This window comes from Pseudomonas simiae (assembly GCF_900111895.1).
Lineage (GTDB): Bacteria > Pseudomonadota > Gammaproteobacteria > Pseudomonadales > Pseudomonadaceae > Aquipseudomonas > Aquipseudomonas simiae.
Window position 1 is genome coordinate 11,882 of the sequence record NZ_FOKB01000002.1, and the last position, 19,859, is coordinate 31,740.

Genomic DNA, 19,859 nt, shown 5'->3' on the forward strand with positions numbered 1-19,859 from the left:
GGGCTGACTACCAGTCTTGCAGCTGTTGGACGCGGCTCAAGACTCGCTGAACAGGTAGCCGATTGCTACTGTCAATGTTGACAGTCAAATCGGCTTTTTTGTGCGAACTACAGCGCCGGCGCCGCAATGGCCGGTGCGGGGGCCGCGTTCTTCAGTTGTTTCAACTGGGTCTTGATGGCCGGCGTGGCGCATTTGGCGTTGGCCTCCTCCGTGGACAGGTTGCGCACCGAGGTATAGAACAACTCGCAGGTTTGCTCCTTGCGTGTGACCTGCCAGGTGTTCATGCACGCCTTGAGCAACACATTCGGATCGCTTGCCGGTTTCTGCCCCATCCCGGCTTGCCAGCAGGCGGCGCTCAGATCCTGGCCCATCACCTTCAACCCGGCCTCGTCGGCTTTCTGCTCGTTGCCGTCGTAAGTGTCGGGGCTCGCGGCATACCAAATGTAACTCGGGTGGTTGGCGCCCAGCACCGGGACGGTCTTGCCGGCGACCGGGCTGATCTGCGCCAGGCCCAGCACCGCCACGGTCTGCCCGTATTGTTGCTTGATCCAGCTGCGCACCGGTGCACCGAACGCCACCATCGGCAACGCTCCTTTGGCCGGCAGACTCAGTTCCTGGACCATGCGCGTCTGGTATTCAGTGAAGTAGCCGTAGACGGTTTCCAGGTCCTTGCCCGCGTTGGACGGCGCGGCGATGGGCGCGATATCAATGATGGTCTGGTAAGCCGGTGTTTCAGTAGCCGGGATACCGTTCTCCGTGAGCAGGGTGGCCCAACGGTCGGTGGTGGCCGATTCCAGGTAGTCCTGGGCCTGGGTCAGCGAGTAATCCGGCGGGAAGTGCAGCAACTCGATGCTTTTGCGGTTCTCCAGGGCCATGCCCAGCGGCAGGAACAGGTACCAGTTATAGGCCCATTTGCCGTCGCTGTTGAGCTTGCTCGCGCCTTGGTAGGCCAGGTCAGCGGTGTTGAGTAGCGTGGTCAAGGGCTGGCCGTAGCCGTCCGGCACGCCGGTGAACGTCGCCGACACCTGCCCGTCACGGGTTTTGACGCTGACCTTGGCGCGGTTGTAACCGTCACGCTGCAGGCTCTGGTTCAAATAATGCTCGGCAGTCTGCTCGAGCGTCCACGGCCGGAAGCAGATCACGTTGCAGTTATTGGGGAACGCGAACAACTGGGTCACACGTTGCGTGCTGCCCAGTTGCACCTCGATGTCGGCCTGTACGGCCGCACTGGACAGCAGTGCGGCCAGGGTGAATGACAACCTGTTCGGTTTGAACATACTCGATTCCTTGTCAGCGAAAGCCCGTCTGCGCGGGGTGAAAGCCCACGTGCACACAGTAGCGGTTGACCAGGGAAACCGCGTGCTAAATCACCGTGCATGTCGCTATTGGATAAGAAAACCTACAGGTTGAACTGCAAGGCGTTGCTCAAATCACCCATGGGCTTCTGGCCACGGGCCGTCATCGCGTCGTCGCGCAGCTTGAGGCCGTCCAGTTTCTCCAATTGGAACACCCGGGTGATCAACCGCAGGATCGACGCCGTGTCGTAAACCGTATGGTCCACCGTGCCCTTGCGCGCGAATGGCGAGACCACAATCGCGGGAATCCGTGTGCCAGGGCCCCAACGGTCGCCTTTTGGCGGTGCGACGTGGTCCCACCAGCCGCCGTTTTCATCCACCGTGATAATCACCACCATGTTTTTCCACTGCGGGCTTTCCTGCAGCATTTTCAGGGCGCGGGTGATATGGCGATCGCCCGAAGCCACGTCGGCATAACCGGCGTGCATGTTGAGGTTGCCCTGGGGTTTGTAGAACGTCACCGCCGGCAGTGTTCCGGCCAGGGCATCCGCCATGAAGCGGTTGGTGCTCGGCTCATCGCCCAGGCCGCCATCGCGCAGGCGTTTGTTGCGCTCAACGCGGTTTTCCGGGCCTTGCTGCTTGAAGTAATTGAACGGCTGGTGGTGGTACTGAAAGCTCGGGATCTTTGGAATGGCCAGCGAATCCTTGTGCTCGTCGATCGTGGCCTGCCAGGCACCGCCGTACCAGGCCCAATCGACGTTCTTCTTCGACAGCTTATCGCCAATGTGTTCGTGGGACTGCGGCACCAGCACGCTGGGCAGATCGGGCTTGGCGTAGTCCGGGCGCTCGGGATCGCGGATCCAGGTCGGCCAGTAGGGAGGTGCCATGGTGTTGACCGCATAGCCGTCCGGCGTCAGTGCGCTGGGGCCGAATTGCGGGGGGCCGGTCATGGCGCTGGCCGGGGATTGGTCCAGCGGCTTGAGGCGCGTGCCGGTCGGGTCGTCGCCCTGCAGCGTGGCGATCTGGGATTTGGCCACGGAATTGGCGGCGTCCGGGTAAAACGGCACCTGAGCGCTGATCAAGTACTGGTGGTTGAGGTACGAGCCGCCAAAGGCACCTTGAAAGAAGTTGTCGCAAAGCACGAACTCTTTGGCGACGTCCCACAAGCGCAATGAGTAGCGCGTTTGCGGGTAGTGACCAAACGTCAGCGCACCCGAGTCGGCCCAGGCGACAAAACTGTCGTTCTTGCCACCATTGATCTGCATCTGGTTCTGGTAAAACACGTGCCACAGGTCGCGGGTGACCAGGCTCAATGGCAGGTCTTCGCCGTTCGGACCTTTCAGTGCGTAAGGTGCGTTGGGCAAGTGCTCCTGATATTGGGTGGCGCTGGGGTAAACCACCCCGTCAATCGTCTGCGGCCCAAGCTGAGTCACGCCGCCCCAGACTTGCGGCAGCGTGTCCAGCAGGCTGCCGTCGCGGTCGCGTTGCTGGTAGTCGGCGGGTTTGAGTGCGGACAGCGGGCTTTCCACACCAGGGAAATCGGCAAACAGGTTGTTGAAACTGCGGTTCTCGCCGTAGATCACCACCACATTCTTCACGTTGTCGTGCAGGGCCTTGTCCAGTTCGGCAGGCGTCAGATCACGTTGGGTGACCGGGCCTGGCTGATCCGCCGGGCTGCCGCAGGCGCTCAGGGTCGCCCCGGCGCCAAGCACGGCAACGCCGCCTAAAAAGCGTCGACGGCTGGAGTCGGGGAGGGTGTCGGAGGGCTTTTTTACGGAATTCTGGTCTTCTGTTTCGTTGGTCATCCGAGGCTTCTCGCGGCTGTTTTTAGTTTATTTGTTGCTGGATGTTTCGGTGAAGAGGCGGCAAATATGGCAAAACTTGAACGGTTCAGTCTATAAGGCGAGGCCTTAGGGCATAAAAGTTCTGAGGGTGACTCATGGGTTTTGTAGCGTGGCCGCGCTGCACTGCAATCCTGTGCACCTTGATCGGTGGCGTGCCGATCAAGGTGACGGAAGCGTGCCGGGCCTGGGGTGAAGCTTAGGCAGGAGATGTGACAGAAGCGTTTACGGCATCACGGGCGGCAGGTACTTGAGTGTCGTCCCCAGCGCCCACAGCAGGAACAGCACCAACGGCGTGTGCACCAGCAACTGCACAAACGAGAAGCCAATCAAATCCCGCGCCTTCAACCCCAATACGCCCAGCAACGGCAGCATGTAGAACGGGTTGATCAGGTTCGGCAGCGCCTCGGCCGCGTTGTAAATCTGCACCGCCCAGCCCAGGTGATACTGCAGGTCATTGGCCACTTGCATCACGTAAGGCGCTTCGATGATCCACTTGCCGCCGCCCGACGGGATAAAGAAGCCGAGCACCGCCGAGTACACGCCCATCAACAATGCATAGGTGTCGTGGGAGGCGATGGAGGTGAAGAACAGCGAGATATGGTGCGCCAGGGTCTGGCCGTCACCGCCCTTGACCACGGTCATCAGCGCGGCAATCGAACCGTACAGTGGGAACTGGATCAGCACGCCGGTGGTGGTGGGCACCGCACGGGCCACTGCATCGAGGAAGCTGCGCGGGCGCCAGTGCAGCAGGGCGCCAACCATGATGAACAGGAAGTTGTAGGTGTTCAGCCCCGAGATCGCGCTGATCGCCGGCTTGGTTGAAAACTCATGGAACAACCAACCGGCCGCCAGCAATGCCAGCAGGACGGTCAGCAACGGGCTGTGTTCCAGCCATTCGCCGGGGCGGGTCGGCGCCTGCAGCTTGGGCATGTTGAACGCCGGGTCGACGCCGCAGGCCTTGGCATCACGTGCGCTGTTCGGGCCGGGGGCGGTGGCGTAGGCAATGATCAGCGAGACCACGATCAATGCCAGCAACAGCACGCCGGATTGCCATAGGAAAATGGTGTCGTTGAACGGGATCACGCCGGTGATCGACAGGATCGACGGCGGCAGGCTGGCCGGGTTGGCCTGCAACTGCGCGGCGGACGATGACAGCCCCAGCGCCCATACGGCACCAAGCCCCAGGTAAGCGGCTGCACCGGCTGCGCGGTAATCCATGCGCAAATCCGTACGACGTGCCAGCGCCCGCACCAGCAAACCACCGAATACCAGGGACAGGCCCCAGTTCAGCAAGGAGGCGACCATCGAGATCAACGCTACCCAGGCCACGGCCGAGCGACCGTTCTTGGGGATACGCGCCAGACGGTCGATCAGTTTCACCGCTGGCGGAGAACTCGCGACCACATAACCGCCGATCACCACAAAGGCCATCTGCATGGTGAATGGAATCAGGCTCCAGAACCCGTCGCCGAACGCTTTGGCGGCTTCGGTCGGCGCGGCGCCCATGCCCAATGTCGCCACGGCGACGATGATCACGGCGAGTGCCGCAAACACCCAGGAGTCTGGAAACCAGCGTTCGGCGAAGTTGGAGCAGCGCAGGGCAAATCGGGCATAGCGGCTTTCTTCGATAGCGTCGGCCACGAGTCTTTCCTCTTATAGTTATTAGGGTGAAGGCTATTTCCCGGCATGTTCCGCTACGGCCATTGATATGGGAATGCAGTTATCTTCATCGATCCATGAGGAAAACAAATATATCTGTCGCGATTGCCATCACTGGGTTCAGCTCATAACCTGCACGCCATTTTGTTTGTCTGCCGAGTCTTCACATGACTGCCACCTTTCCTGCACAGGCGCAGCGTTTTTCCCGCTCCGACTACAAAACCCTGGGCCTGGCCGCCCTGGGCGGTGCCCTGGAAATCTACGACTTCATCATCTTCGTTTTTTTCGCGTTGACCTTGAGCCAGCTGTTCTTTCCGCCGGAAATGCCTGAGTGGCTGCGCCTGCTGCAAAGTTTCGGCATTTTCGTCACCGGTTACTTGGCGCGCCCGCTGGGCGGCATCCTGATGGCGCACTTTGCCGATCATCTGGGGCGCAAGCGCGTGTTCAGCCTGAGCATCCTGATGATGGCGCTGCCGTGCCTGCTGATCGGGATCATGCCGACCTACGCGCAAATCGGTTATTTCGCACCGCTGATCCTGCTGGCGTTGCGCGTGCTGCAAGGCGCCGCGGTGGGCGGTGAAGTGCCCAGTGCCTGGACCTTCGTCGCCGAACACGCGCCGACCCACCATCGCGGTTACGCATTGGGTTTTCTGCAAGCCGGCCTGACCTTCGGTTACCTGCTCGGCGCACTGACGGCGACCCTGCTGGCGCAAGTCTTCACCCCGGTCGAAATCCTTGACTACGCCTGGCGCTTTCCCTTCCTGCTCGGCGGCGTGTTCGGTGTGATCGGCGTGTGGCTGCGTCGCTGGCTCAGCGAAACCCCCGTGTTCCTCGAAATGCAGGCCCGCCGCCAGGCCGCCGCCGAACTCCCTCTGCGCACCGTGCTGCGTGACCATCGCGCCGTGTTGCTACCGGCGATGATCCTCACCTGCGTGCTCACCTCTGCCGTTGTGGTGCTGGTGGTCATCACCCCGACCATGATGCAGAAAACGTTCGGCATGAGCCCCAGCCACACATTCGCCTTGAGCGCCCTGGGTATCGTGTTCCTGAATATCGGCTGTGTGCTGGCCGGCTTGCTGGTCGACCGCATCGGCGCCTGGCGCGCGGTGCTCGTCTACAGCCTGTTGCTGCCGGTGGGGATTGCGGTGCTGTACGCCAGCCTGATCAGCGGCGGTATCTGGCTGGGTGCGGCGTACGCCGTAGCGGGCTTGAGTTGCGGAGTAGTAGGCGCGGTGCCATCGGTGATGGTCGGCCTGTTTCCAGCGCAGGTGCGGGTGTCGGGAATTTCCTTTACCTACAACATTGCCTACGCGCTGTGGGCGAGTACCACGCCGTTGTTGCTGATTGCGCTGATGCCGACCAGCCCGTGGATTTGCGTGGGGTACTGCGTGGTGATGGGGGCGGTGGGCGTAGTAAGTGTGGCGCTGTTCGGTAAGCGCCACACCCTGGCTGCCTAAGGCTCAGGTCAGGAAGTGCCAGAGCAGCAGCGTACCGACCAGGCCCACCACGGACACAATAGTCTGCAACACCGACCACACCCAGATCGTCTGCTTCAACTGCAGGCCAAAGTACTCACGCACCATCCAGAACCCGGCGTCGTTGACGTGGCAAAAGAACACTGAGCCGGCGCCAATCGCCAGCGCGACCAACGAACTCTGGGTCGCTGCGAGCCCGGCCATCATCGGCGCGAGGATGCCTGCGGTGGTCGTGGTCGCGACGGTGGCCGAGCCGGTTGCCTGGCGCAACGCCACGGCGATCAACCAGGCCAGCAGCAGGTAAGGCATGTGCGCGCCTTCGGCGACCTTGCTGATGGTCTGGCTCACGCCGGCATCCAGCAGCGTTTGCTTGAGACCACCGCCAGCGCCGATGGTCAGCAGCAATACGGCGATGGGCGCGAGGGCCTTACGCAGTGTGTTGCCGACTTCCGCGCGTGGCATGCCGGCAGCCCAGCCCAGGCAGATCACGGCGGCGATCACGGCCAGGCCGAGGGCGATCAGCGGTTCGCCGAGGAATTTCAGGGTCAGGCCGATGGCGCTTTCAGCCGGCAGCGCGACTTTGGCCAAGGTGCTGCCCAGCATCAGGATCACCGGCAGCAGAATGATCAGCAATGACACGGTAAAGCTTGGCTGGCGCGGTGCCTTGGGTGGTGCGCTGAACAGCGCGCCGATGTCGGCCGGCTCGTCTACGTGGAGACGTTTGGACAGCCAGTTGCCATAGATCGGGCCAGCCAGGATCACCGCCGGCACTGCCAGGCAGAAGCCCAGCAACATGGTCAACCCCAGGTCGGCATGCAACGCGCTCACTGCGATCAGCGGCCCCGGATGCGGTGGCATCAGGGCATGCAGGGTGGTCATGCCCGCCAGCGCCGGGATCGCGATTTTCAGCAGCGGCTGGTTCGAGCGTTTAGCCATCACCAAGATGATCGGCACCATCATCACCAAGCCCACTTCGAAGAACAGCGGGAGGCCGATCACCATGGCCACCAGCGCCATCACCCAGGGCAATGCCTTGCCCTTGCCCAACCCGAGCAAGGTGGTGGCGATACGGTCGGCAGCACCCGACTCCGCCATCAGTGCGCCGAGCATCGAGCCCAGGGCGATGATGATCCCGGCTTCACCGAGGATCGCCCCGGCGCCTTTGCTGAACGCCTTGGCCACTTCTTCGGGCGGCAGCCCGGCGCCGACCCCGGCGATAAAAGTACCGATCAGGATCGACAGGAACGGCGGCAATTTGGTCGCACTGATCAGCACGATGATGCTGGCGATGGCCAGCAGTACACAGAACATAAGGCGGGTGTCGTGAACCATCCACACGGCAGTCGATAACTCCAAAACAGGGCTCCTCATCGAACAGGTCGGGAAAATTGTTTCTTTTTGTTTCCTGCTCGAAAAGCATACCTGATACGACGTTGGCCAAGTGCTTATGTGCCGTTTTGGTGCGATCAGCGGTAAGAGGCGGTGATGCCCGCCGCAGAGCCATTGCTGTCGGATTTGTAATCTTTGCTCCACCGCCTTGATAAGTCGCGACGGCTACATTGCCCCCGCTTGTACTTCATGGGCGTGGAACTCTTGTTATGGCAATTTCCGTTAAAAAACTTCTCGGAGCGGGTGTGTTGTGGGTGGTTGCCAGCGCCGCCCAGGCACAAACCCTGACCCTCGATTCAGCCCTGCAAACCGCTTTCGCCAACAACCCCGATTTGGCGGCCGCGCAATGGGAAATCGACATCGCCCAGGGCGGGCGTCAGCAGGCCGGTTTGATCCCCAACCCGGTGGCTTCCTGGGATGTGGAAGACACCCGCCGCGACTCCCGCACCACCAGCATCAAGATCAGCCAGGCCCTGGAACTGGGCGGCAAACGGGGGGCGCGTATCGACGTCGCGTCCCGTGTGCAGGACGCCGCCGCATTGACGTTGGAGCAGCGGCGCAACAGCCTGCGCGCCGAAGTCATCGACAACTACTATGGTGCGCTGCGCGCACAGGAGCGCCTCGACCTGGCGCAGCGTTCCATGACGGTGGCCGAACGCGGGCTGGTTGTCGCCAACGGTCGGGTGACAGCAGGCAAAGCCTCGCCGGTGGAGGCCACGCGGGCCCAAGTGCAGTTGTCGGAGATTCGCCTGGAACGTGACCGCGCGCAGATGGGCCTCACCGATGCCTATCGTCGCCTGGCCGCCAGCACTGGCAGCGCGGCGCCGAACTTCCAGGCCGTCGCCACACGAAACCCTTCCACACTGGCCGTGCCGTCAGCCACCCAGTTGCTGGCACGCCTTGAGCAAACCGCCGAGTTGCGCCTGGCCGAACTGAGCATCCTGCAATACGAAGCCAGCATCGGCTTGGAAAAAGCCCAGCGTATTCCCGACCTCGATGTGTCCATCGGCAGCCAATACGATGCCAGCGTGCGTGAACGGGTGAACCTGGTCGGTGTGTCGATGCCGATCCCGTTGTTCAACCGCAACCAGGGCAATGTACTCGCCGCGACGCGTCGCGCCGACCAGGCTCGCGACCTGCGCAACGCCACCGAACTGCGCCTGCGTACCGAAACCCGCCAGGCCGTCGACCTGTGGCAGTCCGCGAATACCGAGGTGCGCGTATTCAATCAGCAGATCCTGCCCGCCGCCCAAAGCGCGGTGGACAGCGCCACCCGTGGTTTCGAAATGGGCAAGTTCAGCTTCCTCGACGTGCTGGACGCCCAGCGCACCCTGATCGCGGCGCGCACCCAATACCTCACTGCCACCGCCCAGGCCACCGACGCCTGGGTGCGTATCGAGCGGATTTACGGCGATCTCGCCCGTTTTTGATTCTCTTTGGAGTCCACTATGAAGAACCGACACGGCGTCGCACTCGCCGTCGCCCTGGGCCTGATGCTGTCCGGCCTCACCAGGGCCGACGAAGAAGAGGGCGCACTCGAACTCACCGAACAGCAGATCCAGGCGGCCGGCATTCAACTGGCGATGGCTGAACCGCGTTCAATCGGCACGCTGCTGACGTTACCGGGGGAAGTGCGCCTGGATGAAGACCGTACCTCTCACATCGTCCCGCGTGCGGCGGGCGTGGTGGAGTCGGTGAAGGTCAACCTCGGTCAGTCGGTGAAGAAGGGTGAGTTGCTGGCGGTGATCGCCAGCCAGCAGGTGTCCGACCAGCGCAGCGAGTTGGCGGCCAGCGAACGACGCGTCGAACTGGCACGCACCACCTTCCAGCGCGAACGCCAATTGTGGCAAGACAAAATCTCCGCCGAGCAGGATTACCTGTTGGCGCGCCAGACACTGCAAGAAGCCGAAATCGCCCTGAACAATGCCCGCCAGAAGATGACCGCGCTCAGTGGCAGTGCTGGGCTGGTTGGCGGCAATCGTTACGAACTGCGCGCGCCCTTTGCTGGCGTGGTCGTGGAAAAACACCTGGGCGTTGGCGAAGTCGTGGGTGAAACCAGTAACGCCTTCACCCTCTCGGACCTGTCCCACGTGTGGGTCACGTTCGGTGTATTTCCCAAGGACTTGAACAAGGTCCGGGTCGGCAAACCGGTCAACGTCAGCTCTACCGAAATGGGCACCGAAGTGCAGGGCACTGTGGCGTTTGTCGGCAACCTGCTCGGTGAACAAACCCGCACTGCCACCGTGCGCGTCAGTGTCGCCAACCCTGACGATGCGTGGCGCCCGGGCTTGTTCGTCAACGTGCAACTCGTCACAGATTCTTACGAGGCCAAGGTCACCGTCCCACAAACCGCAATCCAGACCGTCGAGGAAAAGCCCTCGGTCTTTGTACGCACGCCCGAGGGTTTCATCACCCGCCACCTGGAACTGGGGACGAGTGAAAACGGCTACGTTGAAGTGCGCCAGGGCCTTGAGGCCGGGGCACAGGTGGCTACTGTCGGCAGCTTCATCCTCAAGTCCGAACTGGGCAAAGGCTCGGCCGAACACGCCCATTGATCCCGCGAGTGATTCCCCATGTTTGAGCGCCTTATCCAATTTGCCATCGAGCAGCGCATCATCGTGCTGCTGGCGGTGCTGTTGATGGCCGGTGTCGGCATCGCCAGCTATCAGAAATTGCCCATCGACGCCGTGCCCGACATCACCAACGTGCAGGTGCAGATCAACTCGGCGGCGGCCGGGTTTTCGCCGCTGGAAACCGAACAGCGCATCACCTTTCCCATCGAAACCGCCATGGCCGGTTTGCCGGGTTTGCAGCAGACCCGTTCGCTGTCACGTTCCGGGTTGTCCCAGGTCACGGTGATCTTCAAGGACGGCACCGACCTGTTCTTCGCTCGCCAGTTGGTCAATGAGCGCTTGCAAGTCGCTCGTGAGCAATTGCCCTTGGGGATCGAAACGGCGATGGGGCCAATTTCCACCGGGCTTGGGGAAATTTTCCTATGGACCGTTGAGGCCAAGGAGGGCGCGCGCAAGGACGACGGCACGCCTTACACGCCGACTGACCTGCGCGTCATCCAGGACTGGATCATCAAGCCGCAACTGCGCAACGTGCCGGGCGTGGCCGAGATCAACACCATTGGCGGCTTCGCCAAGGAGTACCAGATTGCGCCCGACCCCAAGCGTCTGGCCGCCTACAACCTGACCTTGAATGACCTGGTCACCGCGCTGGAGCGCAACAACGCCAACGTCGGCGCCGGGTACATCGAGCGTAGCGGCGAGCAACTGCTGATCCGCGCGCCGGGGCAATTGGCGTCTATCGAGGACATCGCCAATATCGTCATTACCAGTTCGGATGGCACGCCGATTCGCGTGCGCAATGTCGCCCAGGTCGAGATCGGCCGTGAACTGCGTACCGGTGCCGCCACGGAAAATGGCCGCGAAGTGGTGCTGGGCACCGTGTTCATGTTGATCGGCGAAAACAGCCGGAGCGTGTCCCAGGCCGTGGCGAAAAAGCTTGAAGCGATCAACCGTTCGCTGCCCGAGGGGGTGGTCGCCGTCACCGTCTACGACCGCACCAACCTGGTCGAAAAAGCCATTAGCACCGTGAAGAAAAACCTCTTCGAAGGCGCTCTTTTAGTGGTGGCAGTGTTGTTCCTGTTTTTGGGCAATATCCGCGCCGCGCTGATCACCGCGATGGTGATTCCCCTCGCGATGCTGTTCACCTTTACCGGCATGTTTACCAATAAAGTCAGCGCCAATTTGATGAGCCTTGGCGCGCTGGATTTCGGCATCATCGTCGACGGCGCGGTGGTGATTGTCGAGAACGCCATCCGCCGGCTGGCCCACGCACAGCACCGCCATGGCCGACTGCTGACTCGCAGCGAGCGCCTGCACGAAGTGTTTGCCGCCGCCAAGGAAGCACGACGGGCGCTGATCTTCGGGCAACTGATCATCATGGTGGTGTACCTGCCGATCTTCGCCCTCACCGGGGTGGCCGGGAAGATGTTCCACCCTATGGCGTTTACCGTGGTGATTGCCCTGTTGGGCGCGATGATTCTATCGGTGACCTTCGTGCCGGCGGCGATTGCGCTGTTCGTCACCGGCAAGGTCAAGGAAGAAGAAAACCTTGTCATGCGCAGCGCGCGTCGGGTCTATGCACCGGTGCTGGACTGGGTGATGGCGCGTCGTCCGTGGGTGTTCGGCTTGGCCGTGTTGACCATCGTCGCCTCGGGCGTTGTTGCCAGCCGCATGGGCAGCGAATTTATCCCCAGCCTCAGCGAAGGCGATTTCGCCCAGCAGGCCTTGCGCGTGCCCGGCACCAGCCTGACGCAATCGGTGCAGATGCAACAGCAGCTGGAAAAAACCTTGATGGCCCAGGTGCCGGAAATCGAGCGGGTATTTGCGCGCACCGGAACTGCGGAAATTGCCTCCGACCCGATGCCACCGAACATTTCCGACAGCTACGTGATGCTCAAGCCCAAGGACCAATGGCCGGACCCGCGAAAGTCCCGCGAAACCCTGATCGCCGACATCCAGCGCGCCAGTGCGATTGTGCCGGGCAGCGCGTACGAGTTATCGCAGCCGATCCAGCTGCGTTTCAACGAGTTGATCTCCGGTGTGCGCAGCGATGTGGCGGTGAAGGTGTTTGGCGATGACATGGACGTGCTGAACAAGACCGCCGGGGAAATTGCCGAGACCCTGCAAAAGCTCGGTGGCGCCTCGGAAGTCAAGGTTGAACAGACCTCCGGCCTGCCGGTGCTGACCATCAATATCGACCGCGACAAAGCCGCGCGTTTTGGCCTGAATGTGGGCGATGTGCAGGACACCCTTGCCGTCGCTGTCGGGGGGCGCCAGGCGGGCACGCTCTACGAAGGTGACCGGCGTTTCGACATGGTCGTGCGCTTGTCTGACGCGCTGCGCACCGATATCGACGGGTTGTCGCGGTTGTTGATTCCGGTACCGGGTAATGCGTCTGGACAGTTGGGTTTCATTGCGTTGTCCCAGGTAGCGAGCCTGGACCTGGTGCTTGGCCCGAACCAGATCAGTCGTGAGAACGGCAAGCGTTTGGTGATCGTCAGTGCCAACGTGCGCGGACGCGATATCGGCTCGTTCGTGGAAGAGGCTGAGGCGGCGATTCTCGCTCAGGTCAAGGTGCCGGCGGGCTACTGGACCACCTGGGGCGGCCAATTCGAACAGTTGAAGGAAGCATCCGAGCGGTTGCGCATCGTGGTGCCGGTGGCGTTGCTGCTGGTGTTTGGTTTGCTGTTCATGATGTTCAACAACCTCAAGGACGGCCTGCTGGTATTCACCGGGATTCCGTTCGCCTTGACCGGTGGGATCATGGCGCTGTGGCTGCGGGATATTCCGCTGTCGATTTCGGCAGGAGTGGGCTTTATTGCCTTGTCCGGCGTGGCGGTGTTGAACGGCCTGGTGATGATTGCGTTCATCCGTAACCTGCGCGAGGAAGGGCGCTCATTGTCGATGGCGATCAACGAAGGCGCGTTGACCCGGTTGCGCCCGGTGTTGATGACGGCATTGGTGGCTTCCCTCGGGTTTATCCCCATGGCGCTGGCCACCGGCACCGGCGCCGAAGTGCAGCGGCCGTTGGCGACGGTGGTGATCGGCGGGATTATTTCTTCTACGTTGCTAACCTTGCTGGTGCTGCCGGCGCTGTATCAGTGGGCGCATCGCAAGGACGAGGAAACACCAGGCTGAACCGCGTGAAACGGCCCGGCTGGCTGCTGACGTCGGCGTGCCCCTGATGCAGGTGCATGATCGACTGCACAATCGCCAGCCCAAGGCCGGTGCCGCCTTCAGCACGGGCGCGGCTGTTGTCGGCGCGGTAGAAACGCTCGAACAGATGCGGCAGGTGATGGGCTTCGATGCCGCGCCCCGGGTTGCCCACCGACAGCGACACGCTCTGCTCATAGCTTTCCACCAGCAGCAAGACGCTGGCGTCGCGAGGGGTGTGGCGAATGGCGTTGGACAGCAGATTGGAAATGGCGCGCTGAATCATCAGGCGATCTCCCGTTACCCAGGCGTCGCCGCGCAGGGTCAGGCTGACGTTTTTGTCCTCGGCGCTGAGGGCGAACAACTCCATCACCCGCTGCGCTTCCTGCTCCAGCGACACCGGTGCAAACCCGGCCCGCGCCGCCGGGTGGCTGACCTGGGCCAGGAACAGCATGTCGGACACCATGCGCGACAGGCGTTCCATTTCCTCGGTGCAGGACTCCAGGCTGGCCTTGTATTCGTCTGAGGGCCGCTCGCGGGATAAAGTCACCTGGGCCTTGCCCATCAGGTTGGTCAAGGGAGCGCGCAGTTCATGGGCCAGGTCGTCGGAGAACTGCGTCAGTTGCTGCACCCCGGCGTCCAGGCGGTGCAGCATGAAGTTGATGCCCTGGGCCAGTTCGCCCAGCTCTTTGGGCAGGTTGTCCAGGGACAGCCGGTGGGTCAAGTCCTGGGTGCTGACTTTGGCCGCCACGCGGCTGAACTGCTGCAGCGGTGCAAGCCCGCGTTGCACCAGCCACCAGGCGCCCATGCCGATCAGGATCAGCAGCATCGGCAGGGCGATCACCGTGGAACGCAGGTAGGCACTGAGCAACGCTTCATCATCAGAGCGGTCCAGGGATAGCAGCACGCGTACGTACTCGCCGCCTTGCAACGGCATCAGGCGCGTCGCACTGAGGATACGATTGCCCTGGCCGTCGACCCAGTTCAAATAAGCCAGGTTTTTACCGGTGGGCACGTCGAGCAACAGCGGTTGCTGGGGCTTGGCGCCGACGCTCAGAAGTACCGGCGCATCGGAGCGTGCGCCGATGATGGTCAGGTAGATATTGTCGTGGCCCATCACCAGGTCCAGCAGTGAGTGCGGGCGGTTAGTGATGCGGTGTTCATCGAGGCCCTGGCCGAGGGTATGGGCCAGTTGCTCCATTTTGTTTTCCAGGCCCTTGCGTGCCAGCTTGTCCAGTTCGTGGGTCAGGGCCAGGTACGCCAGGCTCGCCAGCAGCACAACCAACCCGGCGCCCATCAGGCTGACCGTCAGCCCCAGGCGCATCGACAGGCTGCTGGTCTTCATGGGCGCGCCTCCAGCACGTAACCCACGCCGCGAATCGTGTGGATCAGCTTCACCTCACTCTGATCATCGACCTTGGCGCGCAGGCGGCTGATGGAGACTTCCACCACATTGGTGTCGCAGTCGAAGTTCATGTCCCACACCAGCGAGATGATCTGCGTGCGGGTCATCACCTGGCCGGCCTGGCGCATCAGCACGTGCAGCAAGGCAAATTCTTTGGTCGTCAGGTCGATCCGACGGTTGCCGCGATAGGCGCGATGCCGGCGTGGGTCCAGTTCCAGGTCCGAGACGCGCAGCACATCCGGCAGCGGGATGTGCTCGCTGCGTCGCAACAACGTGCGCACACGGGCCAGCAGCTCGGGGAACTCGAAGGGCTTGACCAGATAATCATCGGCGCCCATGTCCAGGCCCTTGATCTTGTCGGCCAGCCGCCCACGCGCGGTGAGCATCATCACGCGCTGGTTACCGTCGCGGCGCAGTTGCTCCAGCACTTCCCAGCCGTCGGTGTTGGGCAAGTTGACATCCAGGATCACCAATTCGTAGCTGTGTTGCCTGGCAAGGTGCAGGCCATCAATGCCGCTGGCGGCGCAATCGACGACATAACCGCTTTCGGTCAGGCCTTGCTGCAGGTAGTCGGCGGTTTTCTGTTCGTCCTCAACCACAAGGATACGCATGGGGAATTACCTTCAAAGAAAACGACAGGGGCATGGCCCCATAGCGAGGCTGAATTGAGCGTAGGAAAATTCTGAACCGTGAAGTAGCTTTAGGGTCAAGCCGCCTCAGGCAAGTGCGACGATTCGTCACTCAAGTCTGCACTCAAAAAAAACGCCCCAACCGGGGCGTAAAAGTTCATCTCTGTTCCAAAGGAGCTACACAAAAGCCGCAGAGATGAGGTGTGTTCGATGTGCAGTGTAAAAAGTGCAACTTAACGAGAAGGTGAGGCCGATATTACAGTTCTGTCAGATTTCAACTTGTGAACAGATGTAGCGCATTAGAAAGTGAATGTAATTGGCCTGCCTCACAGCACCGCAATTGGATATTCGACAATCACCCGAACTTCTTCCAAGTCCGACTCAAATGCACTTGAGCGCACCGTCGCCTGGCGCAGTCGCAACGACAAATCTTTCAAACGGCCCGCCTGCACCACATAGCGGGCTTCGATATCCCGTTCCCAGCGGCGCTGATCGGTAAGCGGATTGCCGGCCCCATCACGGCGCATGTACACCGCGTTGGCGTTGCTGTAGTCAGCGCCGGAGCCTCTGCCGTAGCGGGTCATGAATGACAGGCCGGGAATGCCGAAGGCCTGCATGTCGAGGTCGTAGCGCACCATCCATGAGCGCTCCTTGGGCGAGTTGAAGTCGCTGTACTGGATCGAGTTGTTGAGGAAGATCGAGTCCGACTGGCGCAGGTAATCGAAGTCGTCATCGCCGTTGTTGCGCTGGTGCGAGACAGCCAGACTGTGGGCGCCGACTTTCACGCCGAGCCTGGCGCTCCAGATGTTGTTGTCGAATGCCCCCAGCCGCTTCTTACCTTCGTCCACCGCCTTGTAGTAGCTGAAGTCGCCGAACAGCGAGACCTCGTCATTGAGTGGATAACGGGCGGCGCTGCCGAAATAGTACTGGTCCCAGGCGTCTTTCAAGCGACTGCTGTAGAGGCTGAAGCTAAGGTTTTTGTTGACGGTGTAGTCACCGCCGAAATAGCCGATCCAGGGCGAGTCGACCGGGCCTGCGTAGAAGGTGGCAAACCCCTTGTCCATGCCGCTTTGCGCAGGCTGGCTCATGCCGGTCAAGCGTCCGCCCTGCAAGCTCAGGCCTTCCAGGCTGGTGTTTTGCGCGGTGACGCCACGAAAGCTTTCGGGCAAGACGCGCGAATCGCCGTAGGCCACGACCGGGGTCAGCGGGAATACATCGCCGGCTTTGATCACGGTGTCCAGCACACGCAATTTCGCGGCACCCCCGACTTTGCTGTAGTTGTCTTCCGGGTGGTTGCTGCTGTCCACCGGCAACACGCCGAACGAACCTTTGCCACCGCTGCGACCGGTGCCCGAGTCGAGTTTCACGCCGACCATGGCAAATGCGTCCAGGCCGAACCCCACGGTGCCTTGGGTAAAGCCGGATTCGAATCGTCCAATCAATCCCTGCGCCCAGGCTTCTGAATAGCCGTTGCCGGTGGGGCTGGACTGGCCCTTGCGATCATCGCGATTGAAGTAAAAATTACGTGCCAGCACGTTAACGGTGCTGCCTTCGATAAACCCCTCGGGTGGGTCTTGCGCGGCCACAGCCGTGAAGGGCAAGGCGGCGCACAGTGAGAGGTGAAGGCTGTAGTGACGGATACGCATGGTTCGCTCCTGGTGACTGGCAGTGTTCAGCTTCTTATGGGAGTGGGCGTTCTTATTGATCTGGCCCGGGCTGATAGTTGCAAACCCTGGATAACGAAGACGTGGCGTGAACATTACAATTATGGAAACTCACCGTTATCTAACAAATAAGTAATGTTCTGGTGAAGATTGCGTCAGGGTCAGTTGGTTAGTCTCGACACTGAACTTTCAATCGAGGAACTAAGCATGAACGTTTATTCAATCGGCCTGGGTGTGTTAACGGCAGTCTTGTCTTTTGGTGCCTTGGCTGAAGGCGGGGGCGATCGTACGTTCGCGCTGATGATGGAGCGTAATGAAAAGGCCATGGCCGACTACGCCGCCAAAAAGGGCAAGCCGGCACCCGAAGTCCAGGCCTATCGCTATGGCATGAAGCTGGACATTGCCGAGGTGGTCAACGTCACGGCACCGATCCGCTCGTGCAACACGGTGCCGTCGCGCATGACCTACGAAGACTCCAGCGGCAAGCTCAATACCCTTGAGTATCAAGTGATGGGCGTGTGCCGAAACAATGGCAGCTGATGGAGCTAAAAATATACTCGGGAATGGGGCTAAAGCCCTCTTCAGAAAACACCGGGAGCGCCGATGCAGGTCAGATCCATCTCCCCCATTAGATCATCGGTGCCCCATGTTCAACACCCGTTTGAAGCAGGAGCTGGCGGCTCTTCGCGAAGAGTTGTCCAGCTTGAATCAGGTCAAGGAGAGCCTGGAAAGTGAAATGCTGTGCCTGACGCTGGACGCCGAAGGCCGGGTGGAGTGGGCCAATGCCAACTTCCTGCAGGAACTGGTCTACCAGAGTGGCCAACTGCTTGGGCGTCCGATCGAAGACTTGGTGCCGGCCCACGTGCGCAAAGACGAGTTCCAGCTGCGCTTCAAGAACGCACTGGTGCGCGGCGAACATTTCGCCGGCACCGTGCGCTTGGTGGGCGGCAATGGCCAGGAAGTGTGGCTGCGCTCGATTGTGCAGCCAGTGCGCAGTTCCGATGGGCGCATCAAGCATTTCTCGATTTATTCCAGCGACCTCACTCGCACCATCGAGGCTTCCCGTGAGCATGAAAACCTGATCACCGCGTTGGTGCGTTCCACCGCGGTGATCGAGTTCGACCTTGGTGGCCACGTGCTGACGGCGAACGATCGCTTCCTCAGTGGCATGGGCTACAGCCTGGCGCAAATCCAGGGCAAACATCACCGCATGTTCTGCGAGCCGGAGGAATACAACAGCACCGAGTACCAGGACTTCTGGAAACGTCTGAACGCCGGTGAGTTCGTCGCGGCGCGCTTCAAACGCGTGGACAGCCATGGCCGTGTGGTCTGGCTGGAAGCCACCTACAACCCGGTGATGGATGCCACCGACCGGCTGTACAAAGTGGTCAAGTTCGCCACGGTGATCACCGATCAGGTCAACCAGGAACAGGCGGTTGCCGAGGCGGCAAACATGGCTTACAGCACTTCGTTGCAAACCGATAACAGCGCCCAACGCGGTACGACCGTCGTGACTCAGGCAGTGGATGTGATGCGCGACCTGGCCAAGCACATGCAACAGGCTGGCGAAGGCATTGAAGCGCTGAACGCCCAGTCCCAGGTGATCGGCACCATCGTCAATACCATCAGCGGCATTGCCGAGCAGACCAACCTGCTGGCGCTCAACGCCGCGATCGAAGCGGCGCGTGCAGGCGAGCAGGGGCGTGGTTTTGCGGTGGTCGCCGATGAGGTGCGGCAACTGGCCTCGCGTACCAGCAAGGCGACCGAGGAGATTGTGGGCGTGGTCCGTCAGAACCAGGACATGGCCCGCGATGCGGTCAGCCTGATGACCGACGGACGCCTGCAAGCCGAGCAAGGCCTGGCTCTGGCGGCCGAAGCGGGCACGGTGATCGTGGAGATCCAGGACGGCGCGCAAAAGGTGGTCAGTGCGGTCGGGCAGTTCGCCAACCAACTGTCGAGTTGAGCCCGGGGCTTCGGGTATCGTAGGCGCTTTCTGGCATAAAAGAGTCGACCGTCCATGAGCCCTACCCACCGTCGCCCCGTTCCGCTGTCCAAAGCCTACCGTTTGCTCAACCATGGCCCGACCGTGCTGGTGAGCGCCGCGCACAACGGCCAGCGCAATATCATGGCGGCTGCTTGGGCCATGCCGCTGGATTTCGAACCGCCTAAAGTCGCCGTGGTGCTGGACAAGGCCACTTGGACACGTCAATTGCTGGAAGGCGCCGGCACCTTTGTGCTCCAGGTGCCTTGCGCGGCCCAGGTGGATCTTGTGCAGACGGTCGGCAACACCACCGGCTCCGAGACTGACAAGTTTGCCGCTTACGGCTTGCAAACGTTCAAGGGAGAACACACCGAAGCACCGCTGCTGGAAGGTTGTGTGGCGTGGTTGGAATGCCGCCTGCTGCCCGAGCCTCACAACCAGCAGACTTACGATCTTTTCCTGGGTGAAGTCGTCGCGGCCTATGCCGACGACCGCGTATTCAGCGACGGCCGGTGGCACTTCGAAGGGCATGATGAACTGCGCACGTTGCACCATGTGGCAGGCGGGCATTTCTTGACCATCGGAGGTCAACTCCAGGCTTCGAGCTTGACGCCGCAGGCGTGAAACTCACCACTTCGGTGAGTACTGCCGGTACGGCGGATAGACCAGCGAGATCGTCCGACTGCGCCCGGCGACGGAGGGTGAGCGCATGAACCGCTTCGGCGTCCGGTACTGTTTCCTCGCACTGTTGCTCTGGCAGGCGCGCTGTTGGCGCTGCGCCCCAAGCGCCCG

Annotated in this window: 14 protein-coding genes; 7 read left to right on the forward strand and 7 right to left on the reverse strand. The window is 61.4% G+C overall.

The window, feature by feature from the left end; all coding sequences use genetic code 11:
- Positions 1-107: 107 nt before the first annotated feature.
- From BMZ57_RS06005 to BMZ57_RS06015, 3 genes are all read right to left on the reverse strand, one after another.
- Entirely contained in the window at positions 108-1,277 is a 1,170-nt protein-coding gene (locus BMZ57_RS06005) for a hypothetical protein (protein ID WP_010213390.1), read from the reverse strand.
- Positions 1,278-1,399: 122 nt separating this feature from the next.
- Complete coding sequence (locus tag BMZ57_RS06010) at positions 1,400-3,100, reverse strand: acid phosphatase (protein ID WP_042571026.1); 1,701 nt, start codon at positions 3,098-3,100, stop codon at positions 1,400-1,402.
- A gap of 261 nt (positions 3,101-3,361) precedes the next feature.
- A complete protein-coding gene (locus BMZ57_RS06015) occupies positions 3,362-4,780 on the reverse strand; it encodes a short-chain fatty acid transporter (RefSeq protein ID WP_010213387.1) in 1,419 nt (472 codons plus the stop codon).
- A gap of 185 nt (positions 4,781-4,965) precedes the next feature.
- Here BMZ57_RS06015 and BMZ57_RS06020 point away from each other — a divergent pair, with 185 nt between their 5' ends.
- Positions 4,966-6,255: an MFS transporter gene (locus tag BMZ57_RS06020; RefSeq protein ID WP_010213385.1), complete on the forward strand. Its 1,290-nt coding sequence runs from the start codon at positions 4,966-4,968 to the stop codon at positions 6,253-6,255.
- 3 nt (positions 6,256-6,258) lie between these two features.
- On the opposite strand, the gene BMZ57_RS06025 is transcribed toward BMZ57_RS06020, so the two are convergent.
- Positions 6,259-7,629 carry a GntT/GntP/DsdX family permease gene (locus BMZ57_RS06025; protein WP_042571027.1) on the reverse strand — a complete coding sequence of 457 codons (1,371 nt, stop codon included), beginning with the start codon at positions 7,627-7,629 and terminating at the stop codon, positions 6,259-6,261.
- Between the two features lie 242 nt (positions 7,630-7,871).
- On the opposite strand from BMZ57_RS06025, the gene BMZ57_RS06030 reads away from it, so the two are divergent.
- Genes BMZ57_RS06030 through BMZ57_RS06040 form a run of 3 tightly spaced genes read left to right on the forward strand, consistent with a single transcriptional unit; the run spans position 7,872 to position 13,373 of the window.
- On the forward strand, positions 7,872-9,092 hold the full coding sequence (locus BMZ57_RS06030) for a TolC family protein (RefSeq protein WP_044286595.1): 1,221 nt from the start codon (positions 7,872-7,874) through the stop codon (positions 9,090-9,092).
- A gap of 18 nt (positions 9,093-9,110) precedes the next feature.
- On the forward strand, positions 9,111-10,217 hold the full coding sequence (locus BMZ57_RS06035; RefSeq protein WP_044286596.1) for an efflux RND transporter periplasmic adaptor subunit: 1,107 nt from the start codon (positions 9,111-9,113) through the stop codon (positions 10,215-10,217).
- Between the two features lie 18 nt (positions 10,218-10,235).
- Positions 10,236-13,373 (forward strand): CusA/CzcA family heavy metal efflux RND transporter, encoded by a 3,138-nt coding sequence (locus tag BMZ57_RS06040; RefSeq protein ID WP_010213376.1) that lies wholly within the window; start codon positions 10,236-10,238, stop codon positions 13,371-13,373.
- Here the strand turns inward: BMZ57_RS06040 and BMZ57_RS06045 are convergent.
- The 3 genes from BMZ57_RS06045 to BMZ57_RS06055 form a co-directional block, all read right to left on the reverse strand.
- Entirely contained in the window at positions 13,297-14,733 is a 1,437-nt protein-coding gene (locus tag BMZ57_RS06045) for a heavy metal sensor histidine kinase (RefSeq protein WP_010213375.1), read from the reverse strand. The genes BMZ57_RS06040 and BMZ57_RS06045 overlap by 77 nt on opposite strands.
- Positions 14,730-15,404, reverse strand: a complete 675-nt coding sequence (locus BMZ57_RS06050; RefSeq protein ID WP_069673382.1) for a heavy metal response regulator transcription factor — start codon at positions 15,402-15,404, stop codon at positions 14,730-14,732. The genes BMZ57_RS06045 and BMZ57_RS06050 overlap by 4 nt, the downstream gene beginning before the upstream one ends.
- Positions 15,405-15,748: 344 nt before the next feature.
- Entirely contained in the window at positions 15,749-17,068 is a 1,320-nt protein-coding gene (locus BMZ57_RS06055; RefSeq protein WP_069673381.1) for an OprD family porin, read from the reverse strand.
- Positions 17,069-17,293: 225 nt separating this feature from the next.
- Between BMZ57_RS06055 and BMZ57_RS06060 the strand changes: the two genes are divergently transcribed.
- The 3 genes from BMZ57_RS06060 to BMZ57_RS06070 all read left to right on the forward strand — a co-directional run bounded on the left by BMZ57_RS06060 (position 17,294) and on the right by BMZ57_RS06070 (position 19,691).
- The gene (locus BMZ57_RS06060; RefSeq protein WP_044286599.1) at positions 17,294-17,626 is read left to right on the forward strand and encodes a DUF2790 domain-containing protein; all 333 of its coding nucleotides are present in this window, start codon (positions 17,294-17,296) and stop codon (positions 17,624-17,626) included.
- A 106-nt stretch (positions 17,627-17,732) separates the two neighbouring features.
- Positions 17,733-19,049, forward strand: coding sequence for a methyl-accepting chemotaxis protein (locus BMZ57_RS06065; protein WP_069673380.1), 1,317 nt, complete (start codon positions 17,733-17,735; stop codon positions 19,047-19,049).
- Between the two features lie 54 nt (positions 19,050-19,103).
- Positions 19,104-19,691 (forward strand): flavin reductase family protein, encoded by a 588-nt coding sequence (locus BMZ57_RS06070; protein ID WP_044286600.1) that lies wholly within the window; start codon positions 19,104-19,106, stop codon positions 19,689-19,691.
- Positions 19,692-19,859 lie beyond the last annotated feature (168 nt).